Source organism: Citrobacter sp. NCU1, from assembly GCF_010231475.1.
Lineage (GTDB): Bacteria > Pseudomonadota > Gammaproteobacteria > Enterobacterales > Enterobacteriaceae > Citrobacter_D.
The window spans coordinates 40,019-60,160 of the sequence record NZ_NRDO01000053.1 but is presented as its reverse complement, the minus strand read 5'-3'; the positions used below and the strand labels follow the sequence as shown (position 1 = coordinate 60,160).

The window sequence follows — 20,142 nt, the reverse complement described above, 5'->3', positions numbered from 1 at the left end:
TTCGCTATCAAAACGGGAAAACGGTCCCGGTACAGGACCGTTAAGTCATGGAGTTCGCAGGTCGCTTACTCCATCAATTGCTTACTTAATCTTGGGTTCGCCTGGATGAGACGCATCAGTTTTAACTCGGTGGTGGAAGGCTTCTCGCGTTTTGACTCCCACTCTTGTACCGTGGCAACTGTCACGCCCAACGCTCTGGCGAACTCATCTGTTTGCAGCCCGCTTCCTCTTCGCAGTTGTTCAAATTCGGTGAAGGGATTGGGCTTATGCGTCAGGGTAATCTTTTGATATTCATCTTTAAAAACAATCTGTTCCAGGCTGCTCAGTAGCTCAGGCATGGGATCTTTGTATTCCATTGATAACTCCTATAAATCACACAGCGGGATCGTGAATTTCATCGAAGCTCATTAAGAATAGTCGGGAAAAATAGGGCGGGAAGAAAGACGCAGGTTATTATCCCGAAGTGGATTCGTTTCAGCAAAAGCCCGGTGCGGATCAGCCGTTTCTAATGGCCTGATATCGGTCGATATATGTTCAGGTTCAGCCGTATTTGTAAAGATTACGAAATTCTTACTATATCGCGAAGGTGGGGTGAGGGCCTGGTTCCCGACAGCGCAGGATCAGACTTTTAGCGTCTCGTTGTATTGCGGCCTTCACTTATGTCATTTTCCGCTACAAGATTACGTGGAAAGGGTATCTTGCGAGCCTGACCTGGACTATCCTTGTCAGCGTCAGGCACGCGGGTGTCGTTGTGCGCATTTATGGGTGAAAGGAGTATTAAAATGGCGACAGGTAAGTCCTGCTCTCGCTGGTTTGCGCCTGTTGTGGCGTTATTGATGGTAGTTAGCCTGAGCGGGTGTTTTGATAAAGAAGGCGATCAACGCAAAGCGTTTATCGATTTCCTGCAGAATACTGCAATGCGTAGCGGAGAACGTTTACCGACGCTGACCGCCGATCAGAAAAAACAGTTTGGCCCCTTTGTTTCTGATTACGCCATTCTGTATGGCTTTTCGCAGCAGGTAAATCAGGCGATGGACGCGGGTCTGCGCCCGGTTGTTGATAGCGTCAATGCAATCCGCGTTCCTCAGGATTATTTAACCCAACGTGAACCGCTGCGTCAGGCAAATGGTGCGTTAGGTGTTCTTGCTCAGCAGTTGCAGAATGCAAAATTGCAGGCAGATGCTGCACATGGCGCGCTGAAACAGGCTGACGATCTGAAACCTGTTTTTGATAAGGTTTATAGCAAAGTGGTGACCGCACCGGCAGATGCGTTACAGCCGCTGATCCCCGCTGCGCAAATTTTTACGCAGCAACTGGTACAGGTCGGCGATTTTGTGGCGCAACAAGAGGCGCAGGTGAGCTTTGTGGCGAACGGCATTCAGTTCCCAACTTCTCAGCAAGCCAGCCAGTACAATACGCTGATTGGCCCGCTGGCGTCTCAGCATCAGGCATTTACTCAGGCCTGGACGGCTGCGGTAAACGCGACTGAATAAACGATCATGCCCGAGGGATCGGGCATTGAATGCGTTGACTTGAAAAAGAGGCGAGTGATTCGCCTCTTTTTTATCGCTACGTTCTCGCTAACTTGCCACTTGCGGGTTAACGCAATTCTTCTCTACCTTGCCTTGTAGGGCATCGATTAAATTATCCACGGCGCAGGCAGCCATGTTATAGCGCGTCTCATGGGTCGCCGATCCGATGTGCGGCAGCGCCACCACGTTCGACATAGACAGTAACGGTGAGTCTACCGGTAACGGTTCTTGTTCAAACACATCCAGGCCAGCAGCGTGAATCTTCCCGTTCTGCAGAGCGGCAATCAGTGCGTTTTCATCGACAACCGGGCCACGCCCAGCGTTGATGAAAATGGCGGAGGATTTCATTTTGGCGAACTGCTCTGCGCCAAACAGATGATGCGTCTCTTCCGTCAGCGGCAGGATAAGACAAACAAAATCAGACGCCTGTAACAGCGTGTCGAGGTCGCAATAGCGTGCGTTAAAACGATCCTCCGCCTCCTGATGGCGGCGGCGCGCGTTATAGAGAACCGGCATGTTAAAGCCGAAATGGGCACGTTGCGCCAGTGCCAGACCAATACGACCCATGCCAACGATCCCCACGGTTTTGTGGTGAACATCAGTACCAAACCAATCCGGTCCGATACTTTTCGTCCATTCGCCCGCCTTCACGCGCTCAGCGACGTCCACCACACGACGTGCCGTGCTGAGGATCAGCGCCATCACCGTATCGGCAACGGTTTCGGTCAGCACGGTGGGCGTGTGCATCAGCAGTACATTGCGCGCATTCAGGGCATCCACGTCAAAGTTGTCATAGCCTACTGAAATGGTTGATGTTGCACGCAATTTCGGCATTTTCTCCAGCAATGTGTTATCGACAGTTTCACTGGAGCCCAGCAGGCCTTCTGCAGTGGCAAAGGCTTTGGCGTGTTGTTCTACCGTCTCCGGGCGCAGGTTCGGCACATGCGTAACGGTGAAGTGTGCTTCCAGGCGATGCAGTAAATCGTCAGGCAACGCTTTGTAGAGAATAATGGACGGCTTCATGCGGATCTCCGTGAGTTGAAATTTACGCGTGGCGGGCGCCAACCGGCAACTGATGATTATTGGCGGGTTTAACGATTAAAGTTAGCCATACTGAGGCAAAAAGCGCCACCCCCATAAAAATGTAAGAGGCGGAAGGATTGCCGGTTGCGCCATTGAGATAGCCTACAAACCACGAACCGAAGAATGAACCCAGCGCCCCCATGCTGTTGATCAGCGCCATTGCGCCACCGGCAACGTTACGTGGCAGCATTTCGGGAATGATGGCGAAGAATGGGCCATACGGCGCATACATGGCTGCGCCCGCAATCACCAGCAGGGTATAAGAAACCCAGAAATGATTTGCACCTACGGCCCAGGAGCCGATAAAGGCAAAGGCGGCAATCAGTAGCAGCGGCCAGACAAACAGCTTACGGTTCTGTAGTTTATCGGATGCCCAGGAGGCAAGGATCATGGCTGCGGTGGCTGCCAGATAGGGCACAGACGAAAGCCAGCCGACTTCTACCATCCCGAGATTAGCGCCACCGCTGCGGATAATTGACGGTAGCCACAGCACGAAACCGTACACCCCAATACTCCAGGTGAAATATTGCATACACAAGAGGATGACATTGCGTGAACGGAAGGCCTCACTGTAGTTACGCACGGCTTTAATGCCCTGTTGCTCTTTTTCCAGTTGTGCCTGAAGTGCCGCTTTCTCTGATTCTGTTAACCAGCCAACCTGGGATGGTTTGTCTTTCACCAGTATCCACCAACAAAACGCCCAAATAACAGCGGGAAAACCTTCAATAATGAACATTTCACGCCAGCCAAGCGCCTGGATCAGGTAGCCGGATACCACGGACATCCACAGCACGGTGACCGGGTTACCGAGGATTAAGAAAGTGTTGGCGCGTGAACGCTCGGATTTGGTAAATCAGTTGCTGATATAAATCAGCATGGCGGGCATGACGGCGGCTTCTACCACGCCCAGAATAAAACGAATGGCGGCAAGCATTGGAATGTTGCTGACCATCCCGGTAAGCGAGGCGCATCCGCCCCACAAAATGAGGCAGACAAAAATCAATTTGCGCACGCTGCGACGTTCAGCGTAAACCGCGCCAGGGATCTGGAAAAAGAAATAACCGAGGAAGAAAAGGGCGCCCAGCAGGGAAGAGACCCCCTTCGTGATGCCAAGATCTTCGTTAATCCCTGCGGCGGAGGCGAAACTAAAATTCGCGCGATCAAGGTACGCCAGACTGTACGTGATAAACACGATGGGCATGATGTACCACCAACGTTTTGCTGCATTTGTTGAGCTATTCATAGGCCTGCCTATTTGGTTCAGGTTCTGACGCCTCTGCGATGTAGGGTGCAGAGAAGGGTCTGGGGTTATTCCCCTAATTGTTCACGAGTGGGTAATCCTTCGCTGTCGCCCTGAACCTGAATGGCCAGTGCGCCAATCTTATTGCCCCGGGTGACTGCCTGATGCAGTGTGCACCCTTCCAGCAGAGCGCTGATGATGCCTACCGCAAAGCCATCACCGGCACCAACGGTATCGACAACGTTGTCGACCTTCACCGGGGCAACACAGCCTTGTTCACCATCGGCAGTTTTATACCAGGCGCCGTCAGCACCGGTTTTCACCACCACGGCGTTCACGCCGTGGCGAAGGTAGAAATCGGCGATGCCTTCCGGTGTCTGTTCCCCGGTTAAGATCATTCCTTCTTTTAAGCCCGGTAACACCCAGTCCGCCTGGAAAGCGAGGTGGTTGAGTTTTTCCACCATCTCCGCCTCGCTGTTCCACAGCACCGGACATAGGTTCGGGTCAAAAGAGAGTGTTTTACCTTGTGCTTTCATGGTGCGAGCGGTATGAGCCAACAGCGCGTAAGAGGTCGCAGACAGCGCTGCCGCAACACCGCTTAAATGAAGATGGCGGGCGCTGGAGAAGTACGTGTCGTTATAGTCTTCGGGGCTGAGGTAGCTGGCAGCCGAACCTTTGCGGAAGTATTCCACAATGGGATCGGTTCCATTTTCGGTTTTAGATTTGAGCTGAAAACCGGTCACGTGATGCTCATCAAGGGTGACGCATTGCGCATTAATCCCCTCTTTTTTCAGCGAGTTCAGAACAAAACGGCCAAAACTGTCATTGCCGACGCGGCTCACCCAGCCCACCTTCAATCCCAGGCGTGCAAGACCGGTTGCCACGTTAAGTTCGGCGCCTGCGACACGTTTAATAAAGCGATCGACATCGGCCAAATCACCCGGCTGGGTCGCGACAAACATGGCCATCGCTTCGCCAATGGTGATGACATCCAGAGCATTTTTCATGCGTTACTCCTTACGTAACAAATCGACATAGCGGCGGGTTACGGCCGTTAAATCTTGTCCTTGCAGCGGGAACTCAATACCGCGCGGCACATCTGCAGGCAGTGCGTTTAACAGCGCCAGCCAGCGGGGATCGCCTACATCAGGTGCGATGGCGCGAAAACTATCCTGATAAGGCTCGGCAGCTTTGACATGGATATAGCCAATAGCGTGCGACAGCAGGCGTGCAGCTTCCTCGGGTGAGTCGCCCACCCATAACCAATTGCCCATATCGAAGGTGAGCGAGACAGGCAGATTCAGCGTCTGACACGCCGTGTTAAAGTGTTGCATTGGGCGAAGTTGCCCACAGACGGTTTGATCGTTTTCCACCACCAGGGCCATGCCGCTGTTTTCCAGCCATTCCTGCAGGCGGCTCAGTTCCTCCTGGCGCGTAAAATGCCCCAGTGAAACTTTTAACCACAGCGCTTGCAGGTGTTGAGCTTCGTTGAGCAGGGCGGGCAGTAGGGGGTTGAGCGTTCCATCCTCAAGAAACAACGGTTCCGGTGCGGAGTAACAGGCCAACAGACCAAAAATTTCAATGGCGGAAGCCAGTGTTGGCAGTGCTTTCAGTTCGGCCGGGGTCAACATTTCACGACGGATCTCGACGCCGTCTGCTCCGGCTTCCGCAATCACGGGCAGAATAGCGGCTTGTCCGCCTGCCGCATGAACATGTTCATAGCCATAGGCGGCAGTGACTACCATAATTTTTCTCTGCATAGTAACTCCAAATCTAACGCGCTTTTTAATACGCTAGATGGAACCGGTTCCAAAGAAAAGTTCAGGATTGCGAAATTATGATCGGCATCACGAAGGTTAATTAACGGGCGGTAGAGCCGCGGACGATCAGCTCGCCAGAGAAGACTTGCTCGTGGATTGTACCCGCCCCGCCTTCAATCCGGCGCACCACCTGTTCAACGGCGGCAAAACCAATCTGCCAGGTCGGTTGTTTCAGGGTGGTAATACCTACGCCTGCCAGTTCCGCCCATTCCAGCTCGTCAAAGCCGAGCAGACCGATGTCGCTGCCCCAGTTAAGGCCAATACGTTTGAGCGATCGGGCCACCTGCAACGTGAGCGCGCCATTGGCGGAGATAACGGCTTTACGCATGCCCCGGTGCTGCTGATGGAACTGGCGCAGGGTATTATCCAGTTGGTTATTTTCTGCCAACGCGACCTCGGCGTTTTCGGCAACCACGCCGGGATAACGCGCCAGCGTTGCGTGGAATGCGCTCAGACGTTCGCGGCGAGTGTTGACCATACCCAACGGTTCGCTGAGAAAGAGCAGCGCTTCAAAGCCCTGTTCTATGAGATGTTCGGTGGCGGTAGTCGCCGCTTGCGTGTTATCCAGTCCCACAACATCGCAGGCGAAGTCGGGGATTTTTCGGTCAATGAGTACCATCGGGAGCGCGGATTGTTGCAGGCGATTCAGCCCTTCTTCACGCATGCCGACCGCATTCACCACAATCCCTTCCACCTGATAGCTGCGCAGAAGGTCAAGATAGTGCAGCTCCTGATCAACTTCGTTATTGGTATTGCAGACCAGCGGGGTAAAGCCTTTTTCGCGGCATGCTGCTTCAATCCCACTCAATACGTTCACAGAATAGGGATTGGTAATATCGGCGATGATCAGACCAATCAGGCGGGTACGCCCATGCTTAAGGCCCCTGGCCATCAGGCTGGGGCGATAGTCGAGTTCAGCAATCGCTTTTTCAATTCGAGCCAGCAGCGCGTCGGACAGCAGATGCTTTTCGCCATTAAGATAACGCGAAATGCTGGTCTTACCCGTTTTTGCGGCTTTTGCTACGTCGCTGATGGTGGCCCGTGTTGATTTGCTCATCGCTGATTTCCCTGAATTTGGTGACAACACCTTAACGCGAAAACCAATGATGGCAAGTGCTTCATGCCGGATAAGAATGTAAGCCGGATAAGGCGAAGCCGCCATCCGGCGATGTGCCCGGTGGCGTTGTCGCTTACCGGGCCTACGGGATGGATGCGGCCTGTCTCCATCCGGCAACAACCATTACTGAATCGGGCTTAAGGTGATTTCGACGCGGCGGTTCTGCGCTTTGCCTTCTGCGGTGCTGTTGCTGGCAATTGGGTTTGCCGGACCCATACCGCTGGTGCGGATACGGTTTGCTTCAACGCCCTGGGTGATCAGCGAACTGGCCACTGAGTCTGCGCGTTGTTGTGACAGACGCATGTTCAGATCCTGACTACCGGTGCTGTCGGTGTAACCAATGACGTTGACTGCCGTTTTATTGTACTCTTTCAGTACCATCGCGACGCCTGTCAGGGTATTTGCACCCGCTGGTTTCAGGGTAGCGCTGCTGCTGTCGAAGGTCACATTATTTGGCATGTTCAGGATGATGTTATCGCCACTACGCGTCACACTCACGCCCGTTCCCTGCATTTTCTCGCGCAGTTTTGCTTCTTGCGCGTCCATGTAGTAGCCAATACCGCCACCTAATGCTGCTCCCGCTGCGGCACCAATCAGTGCGCCTTTACCGCGATCTTTCTTGGATGAGGAGAGGGCGCCGACGCCCGCGCCAACCAGCGTACCAATACCTGCGCCAATACCGGCTTTACCCGCTTCGCGCTCGCCGGTGTAAGGGTTTGTTGTGCAGCCAGATACCGCCAGGGCGCCGCTCACGATGGCAGCAATCACAAATACACGTTTCTTCATCTTAATTCCTTAATGACTTTTTATTCTTTACCACAGCGACCGTGGCGATTGATTATGACGCGTGAACATGAAGAAAATTCCAGGGAAGACTCTGAAATTTGTAAGTAACATTGAACGCAACAATAAAAAAGCCGCCACACCTGCAGGAGCGCCTCACTTGTCCAACGCATCATCACGCTATTCAGTACTCACCGCTGCCCACTGGGGACCCCTGCTGGTCGAGACAGATGGTAACACCGTCTTTTCGTCCCGTGGAGCGTTACCCACATCGCATCCTAACTCGCTGCAAACCGTCGTGCACGATCAGGTACACAGTAAAACCCGCGTCCGTTTCCCGATGGTGCGTAAAGGATTCCTCGCTTCGCCAGAATGCCCGAAGGGCGTACGTGGACAGGATGAATTTGTCCGCGTGAGCTGGGATGAAGCGCTGGATCTGATTCATGCGCAGCACAAACGCATTCGCGACAACTCTGGCCCGGCGTCGATTTTCGCCGGTTCGTACGGTTGGCGCTCGAACGGCGTACTCCACAAAGCGGCGACGTTGTTGCAGCGCTATATGGCGCTTGCTGGCGGGTATACGGGACATCTGGGGGACTATTCCACCGGTGCCGCACAGGCCATTATGCCGTATGTGGTCGGAGGAAATGAGGTCTATCAGCAGCAAACCAGTTGGCCGATGATACTGGAGCACAGCGATGTTGTGGTGTTGTGGAGCGCTAATCCGCTGAATACGCTGAAAATTGCATGGAATGCGTCGGATGAGCAGGGCATCGCGTATTTTGATGCGCTGCGTCAAAGCGGCAAACGACTGATCTGTATCGATCCCATGCGATCGGAAAGTGTCGATTTCTTTGGCGAAAAAATGGAGTGGATCGCCCCGCATATGGGCACGGATGTCGCGCTGATGCTGGGCATTGCGCATACGCTTATCGAAAACGGCTGGCATGATGAAGCCTTTCTGGCGCGCTGTACGACCGGTTATGAAAAGTTTGCTGACTACGTGCTGGGCGTGAGCGACGGTACCGCAAAGACCGCAGAGTGGGCTGCGGAAATTTGTGGTGTATCGGCGATGAAAATTCGTGAACTGGCAGAGATTTTTCATCAAAACACCACTATGTTGATGGCCGGTTGGGGCATGCAACGCCAGCAATTTGGCGAGCAAAAACACTGGATGATCGTCACGCTTGCCGCCATGCTTGGGCAGATTGGCACGCCCGGCGGCGGTTTTGGTTTTTCTTATCACTTTGCCAATGGCGGCAACCCGACGCGCCGCGCTGCGGTACTGGCTTCCATGCAAGGAAGCCTCAAGGGCGGCACCGATGCGGTGGATAAAATTCCGGTGGCGCGCATTGTGGAAGCGCTTGAGAACCCCGGCGGGTTTTACCAGCATAACGGCATGGACCGTCACTTCCCGGATATTCGCTTTGTCTGGTGGGTGGGCGGGGCGAACTTTACCCACCATCAGGACACCCATCGTCTGATCCAGGCCTGGCAAAAGCCGGAACTGGTGGTTATCTCTGAATGTTTCTGGACGGCGGCGGCAAAGCACGCGGATATTGTGTTGCCTGCCACGACGTCCTTTGAACGCAACGATTTAACCATGACCGGGGATTACAGCAACCAGCACCTGGTGCCCATGAAGCAGGTTGTGTCGCCGCGTGATGAAGCGCGCAATGATTTTGATGTGTTTGCCGCGTTATGCGAGCGCTGGGAGGCGGGCGGCTCCGCGCGTTTTACCGAAGGGAAAAGCGAGCTGGAGTGGCTGGAGGCATTTTACAACATTGCCGGTAAACGTGGCGCCAGCCAGCAGGTGACGCTGCCCCCGTTTGCGTCGTTCTGGGCGGAGAATACCTTCATTGAAATGGCGGAACACCCGGCCAATGCGCAGTTTGTTCGCTTCGCCGATTTTCGTCGTGATCCGCAGGCATATCCGCTAAAAACTGACAGCGGCAAAATCGAGATCTACTCCCGGCGAATTGCCGGTTACGGTTATGCCGATTGCCCGGGACACCCGACGTGGCTGGCGCCGGACGAATGGCACGGCAACGCCGAAGCGGATCAGTTACAGGTGTTGTCTGCGCATCCTGCGCATCGCTTACACAGCCAGCTCAACTACAGTTCATTGCGCGAGCGGTACGCCGTTGCCGGGCGTGAGCCGATCACCCTGCATCCACGGGATGCTCAGGCGCGGGGAATCGCCGATGGCGACACGGTGCGGGTCTGGAATCAGCGTGGGCAAATTCTGGCGGGCGCAGTGGTGACGGAGGGGATTAAACCTGGAGTTATTTGTATTCATGAAGGGGCGTGGCCAGACCTGGATTATACAGTGGGGGGAATGTGCAAAAATGGCACGGTAAATGTGTTAACCAAAGATATCCCCAGCTCGCGGCTGGGGAATGGTTGTGCAGGAAACACCGCACTGGCGCGGGTGGAGAAGTACACCGGACCGGCGTTGACGCTTACGGCGTTTGATCCGCCCGCCAACTCATGATCCACGTCGGATGCTGGGTATCTTCCTGCCATGCGCTGTCTTCAATACGAAAACCCATCGCATGGTAGAAATTCACGGCAGACTGATTTTTCTGGTACACCTCCAGACTGAGAACCGGAAAGCGCTGTTGAACGAACTGGACCAGCGCTTTACCGATCCCGCTTCTGATGGCCTCTGGCGCGACAAACAGCGCTCCCAGAAACCTCGCCTCCATCACGCTGGCAAAACCTTTCAGAATGCCGTCTTCTTCCCATACCCAGGTTTGCGCAGCAGGCAAATAGACATCCCGCACAATCTGCTCGCTTTCCTGCCAGTAGCGCGCTTCAATGAACGGGTGGGCGTACTGGGTGCTCTTCATCCATAGCGCCAGTAACGGCGCCATATCGTTACTCTGAGACTCGCGAATCATGAGATTCTCCCGGATGGCAAAAACAGCCGGTCACATGGTCATTGACCAGTCCGCATGCCTGCATAAAGGAGTAGCAGATGGTGGTTCCGACAAACTTGAACCCACGTTTTTTTAACGCCTTAGAGAGCGCATCGGACGCGGGGGTGGATGTGGGGATCTCGCTCAGCTCGGCGGCACGCGTTACCTGTGGCGGGTTATCAACAAATGACCAGACAAAATCAGCAAACGGTTCACCGTTTTGTTCCATGGCAAGGTAAGCCCTGGCATTGCCGATAATGGCCTGAATTTTTCCGCGATGGCGAATGATACCGGCATCCTGGAGCAGGCGTTCGACATCCTCTTCCTGCATGGCCGCTACGCGAACGGGGTCAAACTGATAAAAATTAGCGCGATAGTTCTCACGTTTTTTCAACACCGTTATCCAGGACAACCCAGCCTGTTGCCCCTCCAGGCAGATCATTTCGAACAGTTTTTTACCATTGGTTTCGGGGACGCCCCATTCCTTGTCGTGATAAGCAATGTAAAGGGGATCCTGATTGACCCAGCCGCAACGCTGCATATTCTTCCTCGCTTTTGACTACCGTAAATATTTCATTCGGCTCGCCTTGACGCGCCAGCTAAAAAGACAATATTTAATACAGGGCGAAGTTGCCCGATATCCTTCACACAATGACAATAATATCGCCGAATTCGGCTCTTCTCTGGAGTCGCGTTGATGATTATAAAAAAATGCAGTGGTCGCCGGGCGTTATGCGTGACGGCGAGCGTAATAGTCTGTTCGTTTTACATCAACACAGCTTATGCCTGGCAACAAGAATATATCGTTGATACCGTTTCGGGTCATACGACAGAACGTTATACATGGGATAGCGATCACCCACCAAGTTATAACGATATTCTGGCAGAACGTATTAGCGCTGCTCAGCATTCGCCTGGGCTGGAGGTCAGTCTGGCGGATGAATCGCCGATAGAATCGACCAGCGGTATGAGCATGGGCTGGAACATTCCTGTCTCGGAGCAGGTTACAACAGGGCCAATTGCCGCCCTGCATTACGACGGTTCGACCACCACGGCGTACAACGAATTTGGCGACAGCGTGACGACGCAAACGCTGACCGATCCCTTGTGGCATGCCAGTGTCAGTACGCTAGGCTGGCGAGTTAATTCGCAGTTTGGCGACGTACGTCCCTGGGCGCAAATTAGCTACAACCAGCAATTCGGGGAAAATATCTGGAAAGCGCAATCGGGGTTAAGCCGTATGACCGCAACAAGCCAGGAGAATAACTGGCTGGATGTGACCGTGGGCGCGGACATGTTGCTGAACCCCCATATGGCGGCATATGCAGCACTCTCGCAGGCGGAAAATAGCGCGAATACCAGTGACTATCTTTATACCATGGGGGTAAGCGCCAGATTTTGATCAATATAGACACGTAATTAAAACAATTTATTTACGTGTTGTATTCAATGTTTACACCGTTCTCAGCGATAGTGTGTACTAACTGACTCAAAAAAATCAGCACATCGCTTATTTGTCTCGTCATTCATTCCACAATCCAGGCATTTCATTCCGTCCTGATGGCATTTCATGCCGTTTTTTCCCTGCATAAAAAGCACTTCGTTATTGTGGTCAGCAGTGAATGACTCCATTTGTTTATGCAGGAAAACGGCCATGAAAAATTCTGATTATCAGCGCACCCGTTGGTTAACGCTTATCGGCACCATCATTACGCAATTTGCGTTAGGTTCTGTTTACACCTGGAGCCTGTTTAATGGCGCACTCTCTGAAAAACTGAATGCGCCCGTCAGTCAGGTCGCGTTCTCATTCGGTCTGCTGAGCCTGGGACTTGCGATCTCTTCTTCCGTTGCCGGGAAGCTTCAGGAGCGTTTCGGCGTGAAACGCGTCACGATGGCGTCCGGGATTATGCTGGGTGTGGGGTTCTTCCTGACCGCCCACTCTGACAACCTGATCATGCTGTGGCTGAGTGCCGGTGTGTTGGTCGGCCTGGCGGATGGCGCTGGGTACCTGTTAACCCTCTCCAACTGTGTGAAGTGGTTCCCGGAGCGCAAAGGCCTGATTTCTGCTTTTGCAATTGGTTCTTATGGTCTGGGCAGCCTGGGCTTCAAATTTATCGATAGCCATCTTCTGGCAAGCGTCGGTCTGGAAAAGACATTCATGATTTGGGGCGCTATTGCACTGGTGATGATTGTCTTTGGCGCCATGCTGATGAAAGACGCACCGAATCAGGAAGTTAAAGCGAAAAATGGTGTGATGGAGAACGACTACACGCTGGCGGAGTCCATGCGTAAACCTCAGTACTGGATGCTGGCGGTGATGTTTCTGACAGCGTGCATGAGTGGTTTGTATGTCATTGGCGTGGCGAAAGATATTGCTCAGGGTCTGGTGCATATGGATGTGGCGACGGCGGCAAATGCGGTGACGGTTATCTCTATTGCCAACCTGTCTGGTCGTCTGGTGCTGGGTATCCTGTCTGACAAAATGTCCCGTATCCGGGTCATCACGATCGGTCAGGTCATTTCACTGGTGGGTATGGCGGCGCTGCTTTTCGCCCCGCTGAATGAGGTGACGTTCTTTGCGGCTATCGCCTGTGTTGCTTTCAACTTTGGCGGCACGATCACCGTGTACCCATCGCTGGTCAGCGAGTTCTTCGGCCTGAACAATCTGGCGAAAAACTACGGTGTCATTTACCTGGGCTTTGGTATCGGCAGTATCTGCGGTTCGCTGATTGCGTCCCTGTTCGGTGGGTTCTACATCACCTTCTGCGTTATCTTCGCGTTGTTGATTATCTCTCTGGCGCTCTCCACGACGATTCGCCAGCCGAAACAAGAAAGACTCGAAGCGGTGCATGCGTAACCCTCGCACCTGATAAACATGTTGAAAAAGGCCAGCGTAATCGCTGGCCTTTCGTATTTCCTGTCTGTTGTCACTGATAATTTGTGCATTGATTCTTGCATTTTTGTAAATCTATGCTGTGATCACACACTTTGTAGACACTTTTTCCGCTTCTTGTGGTCTACTTAGCCGCGCTTGTAGATTGTCCTGATACTACTACTTCCGCATGTTCACCTGTCCGGTCAGTTTGATCGTTGCGCAGGCAGTTTTAATCCCGACTCCCAGGGTTTGTTTGCATGAGATACATTAAGTCGATAACGCAGCAAAGGCTTAGCTTCTTGCTGGCGCTTTATATCGGTCTGTTTATGAATTGTGCCGTATTTTACCGTCGCTTCGGTAGCTACGCCCAAGAATTTACCGTCTGGAAAGGACTCTCTGCGGCTGTCGAGTTGGCGGGTACTGTTCTCGTCACGTTCTTTTTACTTCGCATTCTCTCGCTGTTTGGCCGACGAGCCTGGCGTGTACTCACTACGCTGGTCGTGCTCTTTTCCGCTGGCGCCAGTTATTACATGACCTTCCTGAATGTGGTCATCGGCTACGGCATTGTGGCTTCTGTCATGACCACCGATATTGATTTATCGAAAGAGGTTGTGGGGCTGCAATTCATTCTCTGGCTGGTGGCGGTGAGCATCCTGCCGCTGTTTTTTATCTGGAGCAACCGCTGCCGCTACACGCTATTGCGTCAATTGCGCACGCCGGGTCTGCGCGTTCGCAGCGTGGCCGTTGTCGTGCTTTCCGGACTGATGGTCTGGGCGCCAATTCGTTTGCTTGATGTACAGCAGAAGAAAGTTGAGCGGGCGACGGGGGTCGATTTACCCAGTTATGGCGGCGTGGTGGCAAACTCTTACCTGCCATCAAACTGGCTATCCGCGTTGGGTTTGTACGCCTGGGCGCAGGTGGATGAATCCTCTGATAATAAGTCGTTAATGAACCCTGCCAGGAAATTCACCTATGTTGCGCCAAAAGACATCGATGACACGTATGTGGTGTTCATCATTGGCGAAACGACACGCTGGGATCACATGGGTATTTTCGGCTATGAACGAAATACCACACCGAAGCTGGCTCAGGAGAAAAACCTGGCTGCATTCCGTGGTTACTCATGCGACACCGCGACGAAACTCTCCCTGCGTTGCATGTTCGTGCGTCAGGGTGGGGCGGACGATAACCCGCAACGTACGTTGAAAGAGCAGAACATTTTTGCGGTGCTTAAGCAGTTAGGATTCAGCTCAGACCTGTATGCGATGCAGAGTGAGATGTGGTTCTATAGCAACACGATGGCCGATAATATCGCCTATCGTGAGCAGATTGGCGCCGAGCCGCGCAACCGTGGCAAGACTGTCGACGACATGCTGCTGGTTGAGGAAATGCAGCAGTCATTAAAGCGTAATACTGACGGCAAACATTTGATCATTCTGCATACCAAAGGGTCACACTTTAACTATACCCAGCGCTATCCGCGTAGCTATGCGCAATGGACGCCGGAGTGTGTTGGGGTGGATAACGGCTGTACCAGAGCCCAGATGATCAACTCTTACGATAACTCGGTGACTTACGTCGACCATTTTATTACCAGCGTTTTTGACCAGTTGCGCGATAAGAAAGCCATTGTGTTCTACGCTGCGGATCATGGTGAGTCGATCAATGAGCGTGAGCATCTGCACGGTACGCCGCGTAATATGGCGCCGCCAGAGCAGTTCCGCGTGCCTATGTTGGTCTGGATGTCCGACAAGTATCTTGAGAATCCGCAACATGCGCAGATGTTTGCTCAGTTGAAGCAGGAAGCCGAAATGAAGGTGCCGCGTCGTCATGTTGAACTCTATGACACGATTATGGGTTGCCTTGGCTTTACCTCGCCTGATGGCGGAATTAATGAGAACAGTAACTGGTGCCGTATTCCTGAAGCGGGGAAAGCCGCAGCGAACTAACCGCGCTGCTGACTTTCTCGCCGATTAGAAGGCATTTTGATACTAAGGGATTGACGGGCGCGCACCTCAGCAGTAATATGCGCCCCGCATTCGGTGATTGGCGCAGCCTGGTAGCGCACTTCGTTCGGGACGAAGGGGTCGGAGGTTCGAATCCTCTATCACCGACCAAATTCGAAAAGCCTGCTCTTGAGCAGGCTTTTTTGCATCTGTAGGCCTGATAAACGAAGCGCCATCAGGCAAAAACGCCACATCGTACCTGGCATTGCCGGATGGCGACGCAAGCGCCTTATCCGGCCTACGGGCGAAGCGCCACCAGGCAAAAACACCACGCCGTACCCGGCATTGCCGGATGGCGACGCAAGCGCCTTATCCGGACTACGGGCGAAGCGCCACCAGGCAAAAACACCACATCGTACCTGGCATTGCCGGATGGCGGCGAAAGCGCCTTATCCGGCCTACGGATGAAGCGCCATCAGGCAAGAACACCACGCCGTACCCGGCCTACGGGCGAAGCGCCACCAGGCAATTTGCGCGCCTAATCCCATCAATGACTGATCCGTACTATTGTGACAAAAGTGCGCCTCACTTCTCTCTGTGTGTTAACGATTTTGTGACATATTCCATTGCCTTTTTTGATATTTGCTTGAATTTTTTTTCGCGTTACTTATGACTGAAACCAGCATTTTCCGCTGTGCGCTTTAGCGTTCATGATATTAATCGCTCAGATATGCAGCATCTCGTCAGAAATTTTTCATAATATGCACAAACGTTAACCACTAAATGTTGCTAACTATGAAGAGATTAATTCTGGTGTTATGCGCGTAGCACAAATTTCTCTGCTGAAAATAGTGGTCCGAAGTTTTTTTAATCTTTGTTTGTGAATTCTCACCATTGCTGTAAATCGCGGTTACCTGTATTGACGTTTTCACATTCTGTTGACAGATTGTAGGGCATGAGGGGCATTTCATGGAGAATCCGCACTGCAACTCAGTCGTTTATGTGAACGGAATCCCCATCCTCTTAACGCCGACCCGGCCGGGTAAAAAACAAAAAAGGCCAGGCGGTGCAGCCCACTGCAAAGGGTAAAACAACAAAACATCACAATTGGAGCAGAAGAATGAGTATTTCCTTGAAGAAGTCAGGGATGCTGAAGCTTGGTCTGAGCCTTGTGGCTATGACTGTCGCAGCAAGTGTACAGGCTAAAACTCTGGTTTATTGTTCAGAAGGATCTCCTGAAGGGTTCAACCCGCAGCTGTTCACCTCTGGCACAACCTATGACGCCAGCTCAGTACCTATCTATAACCGTCTGGTGGAATTTAAAACCGGTACTACCGAAGTCATTCCTGGCCTCGCTGAGAAGTGGGAAATCAGTGAAGACGGTAAAACCTATACTTTCCATTTGCGCAAAGGCGTGAAGTGGCAGGACAACAAAGAATTTAAACCGACGCGTGACTTTAATGCAGACGACGTAGTGTTCTCTTTCGATCGTCAGAAAAATGCGCAAAACCCGTACCACAAAGTTTCTGGCGGTAGCTATGAATACTTTGAAGGGATGGGGCTGCCTGAGCTGATTAGCGAAGTGAAGAAAGTCGACGACAGCACCGTTCAGTTCGTGCTGACGCGCCCGGAAGCACCGTTCCTCGCTGACCTGGCAATGGACTTCGCCTCTATTCTTTCCAAAGAATATGCGGACAATATGCTGAAAGCCGGTTCGCCGGAAAAAGTCGACCTGAACCCCATCGGTACCGGTCCGTTCCAGCTGCTGCAGTACCAGAAAGACTCCCGTATTCTCTACAAAGCGTTCCCGGGCTACTGGGGCACCAAGCCGCAGATCGATCGTCTGGTCTTCTCCATTACGCCGGATGCCTCCGTGCGTTATGCCAAACTGCAGAAGAACGAGTGCCAGGTGATGCCGTACCCGAACCCGGCAGACATCGCGCGCATGAAGCAGGACAAAAACATCAACCTGATGGAGCAGGCGGGTCTGAACGTCGGTTACCTCTCCTTCAACACCGAGAAGAAACCGTTTGATGACGTGAAAGTGCGTCAGGCGCTGACTTATGCAGTGAACAAAGAAGCGATTATCAAAGCGGTTTACCAGGGCGCTGGCGTGGCGGCGAAGAACCTGATCCCGCCAACCATGTGGGGCTATAACGACGACGTTAAAGACTACGCCTACGATCCTGAGAAAGCGAAAGCGCTGTTGAAAGAAGCAGGCCAGGATAAAGGCTTTACCGTTGAGCTGTGGGCGATGCCCGTACAGCGTCCGTACAACCCGAACGCACGCCGTATGGCAGAAATGGTTCAGGCTGACTGGGCTAAGATCGGCGTTCAGGCCAAGATTGTGACCTACGAGTGGGGCGAGTATCTGAAGCGCGCCAAAGCGGGTGAGCATCAGGCTGTGATGATGGGCTGGACCGGTGACAACGGGGATCCGGATAACTTCTTCGCCACCCTGTTTAGCTGCGCTGCGGCGAAAGACGGTTCTAACTACTCTCGCTGGTGCTACAAGCCGTTTGAAGACCTGATTCAGCCGGCGCGCGCGACCGACGACCATAACAAGCGTATTGAACTCTACAAACAGGCTCAGGTAGTGATGCATGACCAGGCTCCGGCGCTGATCGTTGCTCACTCGACGGTGTACGAGCCAGTACGTAAAGAAGTCAAAGGCTATGTGGTTGATCCATTAGGCAAACACCACTTCGAAAACGTCTCTGTCGAATAATTAAAAGCAAGCCAGGCCGCGTTACGTACCGTTAAGTCGGACTAGCGTAACGCTACCTGGCGGTAATGCTTTATCTCCTTCTCGCTTGAGGGGGAGATAAGATTTGTGAGCAATACAGACGCACTGTCACCAGGCTGCGCGTCATTAGAGAGAATCCGGGTTATGTTGCAGTTCATTCTCCGACGTTTGGGACTCGTCATCCCCACGTTTATCGGTATCACTCTTCTCACCTTTGCCTTCGTTCATATGATCCCTGGCGATCCGGTGATGATCATGGCGGGTGAGCGTGGTATCTCCCCTGAGCGTCACGCTCAATTGCTGGCAGAACTCGGTCTGGATAAACCGATGTGGCAGCAGTACCTCCATTACATTTGGGGGGTTATGCATGGTGATTTAGGCATCTCGCTAAAAAGCCGCTTACCGGTGTGGGAGGAGTTCGTCCCTCGCTTTAAAGCGACGCTGGAGCTGGGCGTTTGCGCCATGATTTTCGCTACCTCGGTCGGGATTCCGGTCGGGGTACTCGCCGCCGTCAAGCGTGGTTCCATTTTCGATCACACTGCTGTTGGCCTTGCGCTGACCGGTTACTCCATGCCTATCTTCTGGTGGGGCATGATGCTGATTATGTTGGTTTCCGTGCACTGGAACCTGACGCCGGTTTCCGGGCGGGTGAGCGATATGGTGTTCCTTGATGACACCAATCCGCTGACCGGATTTATGCTAATCGATACCGCTATCTGGGGCGAAGAGGGCAACTTTATTGATGCGCTGGCGCATATGATCCTGCCTGCAATGGTGCTTGGCACCATCCCGCTGGCGGTGATTGTGCGTATGACGCGTTCCTCAATGCTGGAAGTGCTGGGCGAGGATTACATTCGTACCGCTCGCGCCAAGGGGCTTACCAGGATGCGTGTGATCGTCATTCACGCTCTGCGTAACGCAATGCTGCCTGTTGTGACGGTGATTGGTTTGCAGGTGGGGACGCTGCTGGCAGGGGCGATTCTGACTGAAACCATCTTCTCGTGGCCTGGACTTGGGCGCTGGCTGATTGACGCGCTGCAACGCCGCGATTATCCGGTAGTCCAGGGCGGAGTGTTGCTGGTGGCGACGATGATTATTCTCGTCAACCTGCTGGTCGATCTGCTGTACGGCGTGGTGAACCCGCGTATTCGTCATAAGAAGTAAGGGGCCATCATGTCACAGGTTACTGAAAATAAAGTTATTACTGCACCGGTGCCGATGACCCCGATGCAGGAGTTCTGGCACTATTTTAAACGCAACAAGGGTGCCGTTGTGGGTCTGGTGTATGTCGTCATCATGATCCTGATTGCAGCCTTTGCCAATTTTCTCTCCCCCTATAATCCGGCAGATCAGTTCCGTGATGTGCTGCTGGCACCGCCAGCGTGGCAGGAAGGCGGCACGATGGCGCACCTGCTGGGGACCGACGATGTTGGCCGTGATGTACTGTCGCGTCTGATGTACGGCGCGCGTTTATCGCTGCTGGTTGGCTGTCTGGTGGTGGTGCTGTCGCTGATCATGGGTGTGGTGCTGGGGCTGGTTGCCGGTTACTTCGGCGGTATCGTCGATAACATCATTATGCGTGTGGTCGATATCATGCTGGCGCTGCCGAGCCTGCTGCTCGCGCTGGTGCTGGTGGCGGTATTCGGTCCCTCAATTGGCAACGCCGCACTGGCGCTGACCTTCGTGGCGCTGCCGCACTACGTTCGTTTAACGCGCGCTGCGGTGCTGGTCGAGGTGAACCGCGATTACGTCACCGCTTCCCGCGTGGCGGGTGCTGGCGCAATGCGTCAGATGTTCGTCAATATTTTCCCTAACTGCCTTGCGCCGCTGATTGTTCAGGCGTCGCTTGGTTTTTCTAACGCCATTCTCGATATGGCCGCCCTTGGCTTCCTGGGTATGGGCGCGCAGCCGCCGACGCCGGAGTGGGGCACCATGCTCTCCGACGTGTTGCAGTTTGCGCAAAGTGCCTGGTGGGTCGTGACCTTCCCGGGTCTGGCGATCCTGCTGACGGTGCTGGCATTTAACCTGATGGGTGACGGTCTGCGTGACGCGCTCGATCCCAAACTGAAGCAGTAAGAG

The 20,142-nt window shown here is 53.3% G+C and carries 17 protein-coding genes, 1 tRNA gene and 1 pseudogene; 10 read left to right on the top strand and 9 right to left on the bottom strand.

All coding sequences use genetic code 11. The features are described from left to right. Positions 1-65: 65 nt before the first annotated feature. Positions 66-356 carry an HTH-type transcriptional regulator gene (locus CJP72_RS17565; protein WP_162382632.1) on the bottom strand — a complete coding sequence of 97 codons (291 nt, stop codon included), beginning with the start codon at positions 354-356 and terminating at the stop codon, positions 66-68. Positions 357-782: 426 nt separating this feature from the next. Between CJP72_RS17565 and CJP72_RS17560 the strand changes: the two genes are divergently transcribed. After that, on the top strand, positions 783-1,493 hold the full coding sequence (locus tag CJP72_RS17560) for a DUF3053 domain-containing protein (RefSeq protein ID WP_162382631.1): 711 nt from the start codon (positions 783-785) through the stop codon (positions 1,491-1,493). 87 nt (positions 1,494-1,580) lie between these two features. On the opposite strand, the gene ghrB is transcribed toward CJP72_RS17560, so the two are convergent. The 6 genes and pseudogenes from ghrB to CJP72_RS17530 all read right to left on the bottom strand — a co-directional run bounded on the left by ghrB (position 1,581) and on the right by CJP72_RS17530 (position 7,578). Continuing rightward, positions 1,581-2,555, bottom strand: a complete 975-nt coding sequence (gene ghrB, locus CJP72_RS17555; protein WP_162382630.1) for a glyoxylate/hydroxypyruvate reductase GhrB — start codon at positions 2,553-2,555, stop codon at positions 1,581-1,583. A gap of 22 nt (positions 2,556-2,577) precedes the next feature. Continuing rightward, a pseudogene (locus CJP72_RS17550) lies at positions 2,578-3,858 on the bottom strand (MFS transporter). Between the two features lie 65 nt (positions 3,859-3,923). Next, the gene (locus CJP72_RS17545; RefSeq protein WP_162382629.1) at positions 3,924-4,862 is read right to left on the bottom strand and encodes a sugar kinase; all 939 of its coding nucleotides are present in this window, start codon (positions 4,860-4,862) and stop codon (positions 3,924-3,926) included. Positions 4,863-4,865: 3 nt separating this feature from the next. Further along, entirely contained in the window at positions 4,866-5,615 is a 750-nt protein-coding gene (locus CJP72_RS17540) for a sugar phosphate isomerase/epimerase family protein (protein WP_162382628.1), read from the bottom strand. A gap of 100 nt (positions 5,616-5,715) precedes the next feature. Further along, positions 5,716-6,732 (bottom strand): LacI family DNA-binding transcriptional regulator, encoded by a 1,017-nt coding sequence (locus CJP72_RS17535; protein WP_162382627.1) that lies wholly within the window; start codon positions 6,730-6,732, stop codon positions 5,716-5,718. Between the two features lie 183 nt (positions 6,733-6,915). Further along, on the bottom strand, positions 6,916-7,578 hold the full coding sequence (locus CJP72_RS17530; protein WP_162382626.1) for an OmpA family lipoprotein: 663 nt from the start codon (positions 7,576-7,578) through the stop codon (positions 6,916-6,918). A 157-nt stretch (positions 7,579-7,735) separates the two neighbouring features. Between CJP72_RS17530 and CJP72_RS17525 the strand changes: the two genes are divergently transcribed. Further along, positions 7,736-10,069 (top strand): molybdopterin guanine dinucleotide-containing S/N-oxide reductase, encoded by a 2,334-nt coding sequence (locus CJP72_RS17525; RefSeq protein WP_162382625.1) that lies wholly within the window; start codon positions 7,736-7,738, stop codon positions 10,067-10,069. Here CJP72_RS17525 and CJP72_RS17520 read toward each other — a convergent pair. Then, positions 10,038-10,478: an N-acetyltransferase gene (locus tag CJP72_RS17520; protein WP_162382624.1), complete on the bottom strand. Its 441-nt coding sequence runs from the start codon at positions 10,476-10,478 to the stop codon at positions 10,038-10,040. The genes CJP72_RS17525 and CJP72_RS17520 overlap by 32 nt on opposite strands. After that, entirely contained in the window at positions 10,456-11,037 is a 582-nt protein-coding gene (gene tag, locus CJP72_RS17515; RefSeq protein ID WP_162382623.1) for a DNA-3-methyladenine glycosylase I, read from the bottom strand. Before tag ends, CJP72_RS17520 begins: the two co-directional genes overlap by 23 nt. 156 nt (positions 11,038-11,193) lie before the next feature. On the opposite strand from tag, the gene CJP72_RS17510 reads away from it, so the two are divergent. From CJP72_RS17510 to dppC, 8 genes are all read left to right on the top strand, one after another. Beyond that, on the top strand, positions 11,194-11,898 hold the full coding sequence (locus tag CJP72_RS17510; RefSeq protein WP_162382622.1) for an autotransporter outer membrane beta-barrel domain-containing protein: 705 nt from the start codon (positions 11,194-11,196) through the stop codon (positions 11,896-11,898). Positions 11,899-12,150: 252 nt separating this feature from the next. Beyond that, positions 12,151-13,353 (top strand): L-lactate MFS transporter, encoded by a 1,203-nt coding sequence (locus tag CJP72_RS17505; RefSeq protein ID WP_162382621.1) that lies wholly within the window; start codon positions 12,151-12,153, stop codon positions 13,351-13,353. Positions 13,354-13,628: 275 nt separating this feature from the next. Further along, a complete protein-coding gene (eptB, locus tag CJP72_RS17500) occupies positions 13,629-15,320 on the top strand; it encodes a kdo(2)-lipid A phosphoethanolamine 7''-transferase (RefSeq protein WP_162382620.1) in 1,692 nt (563 codons plus the stop codon). Positions 15,321-15,411: 91 nt separating this feature from the next. Beyond that, positions 15,412-15,488, top strand: a tRNA-Pro gene (locus tag CJP72_RS17495). Positions 15,489-15,589: 101 nt separating this feature from the next. Then, the gene (locus tag CJP72_RS17490) at positions 15,590-15,859 is read left to right on the top strand and encodes a hypothetical protein (RefSeq protein ID WP_162382619.1); all 270 of its coding nucleotides are present in this window, start codon (positions 15,590-15,592) and stop codon (positions 15,857-15,859) included. Between the two features lie 578 nt (positions 15,860-16,437). Beyond that, entirely contained in the window at positions 16,438-18,045 is a 1,608-nt protein-coding gene (gene dppA, locus CJP72_RS17485) for a dipeptide ABC transporter periplasmic-binding protein DppA (RefSeq protein WP_162382618.1), read from the top strand. Positions 18,046-18,207: 162 nt separating this feature from the next. Next, a complete protein-coding gene (gene dppB, locus CJP72_RS17480) occupies positions 18,208-19,227 on the top strand; it encodes a dipeptide ABC transporter permease DppB (RefSeq protein WP_162382617.1) in 1,020 nt (339 codons plus the stop codon). Between the two features lie 9 nt (positions 19,228-19,236). After that, complete coding sequence (dppC, locus tag CJP72_RS17475) at positions 19,237-20,139, top strand: dipeptide ABC transporter permease DppC (RefSeq protein WP_162382616.1); 903 nt, start codon at positions 19,237-19,239, stop codon at positions 20,137-20,139. The last annotated feature ends 3 nt before the right edge of the window (positions 20,140-20,142 follow it).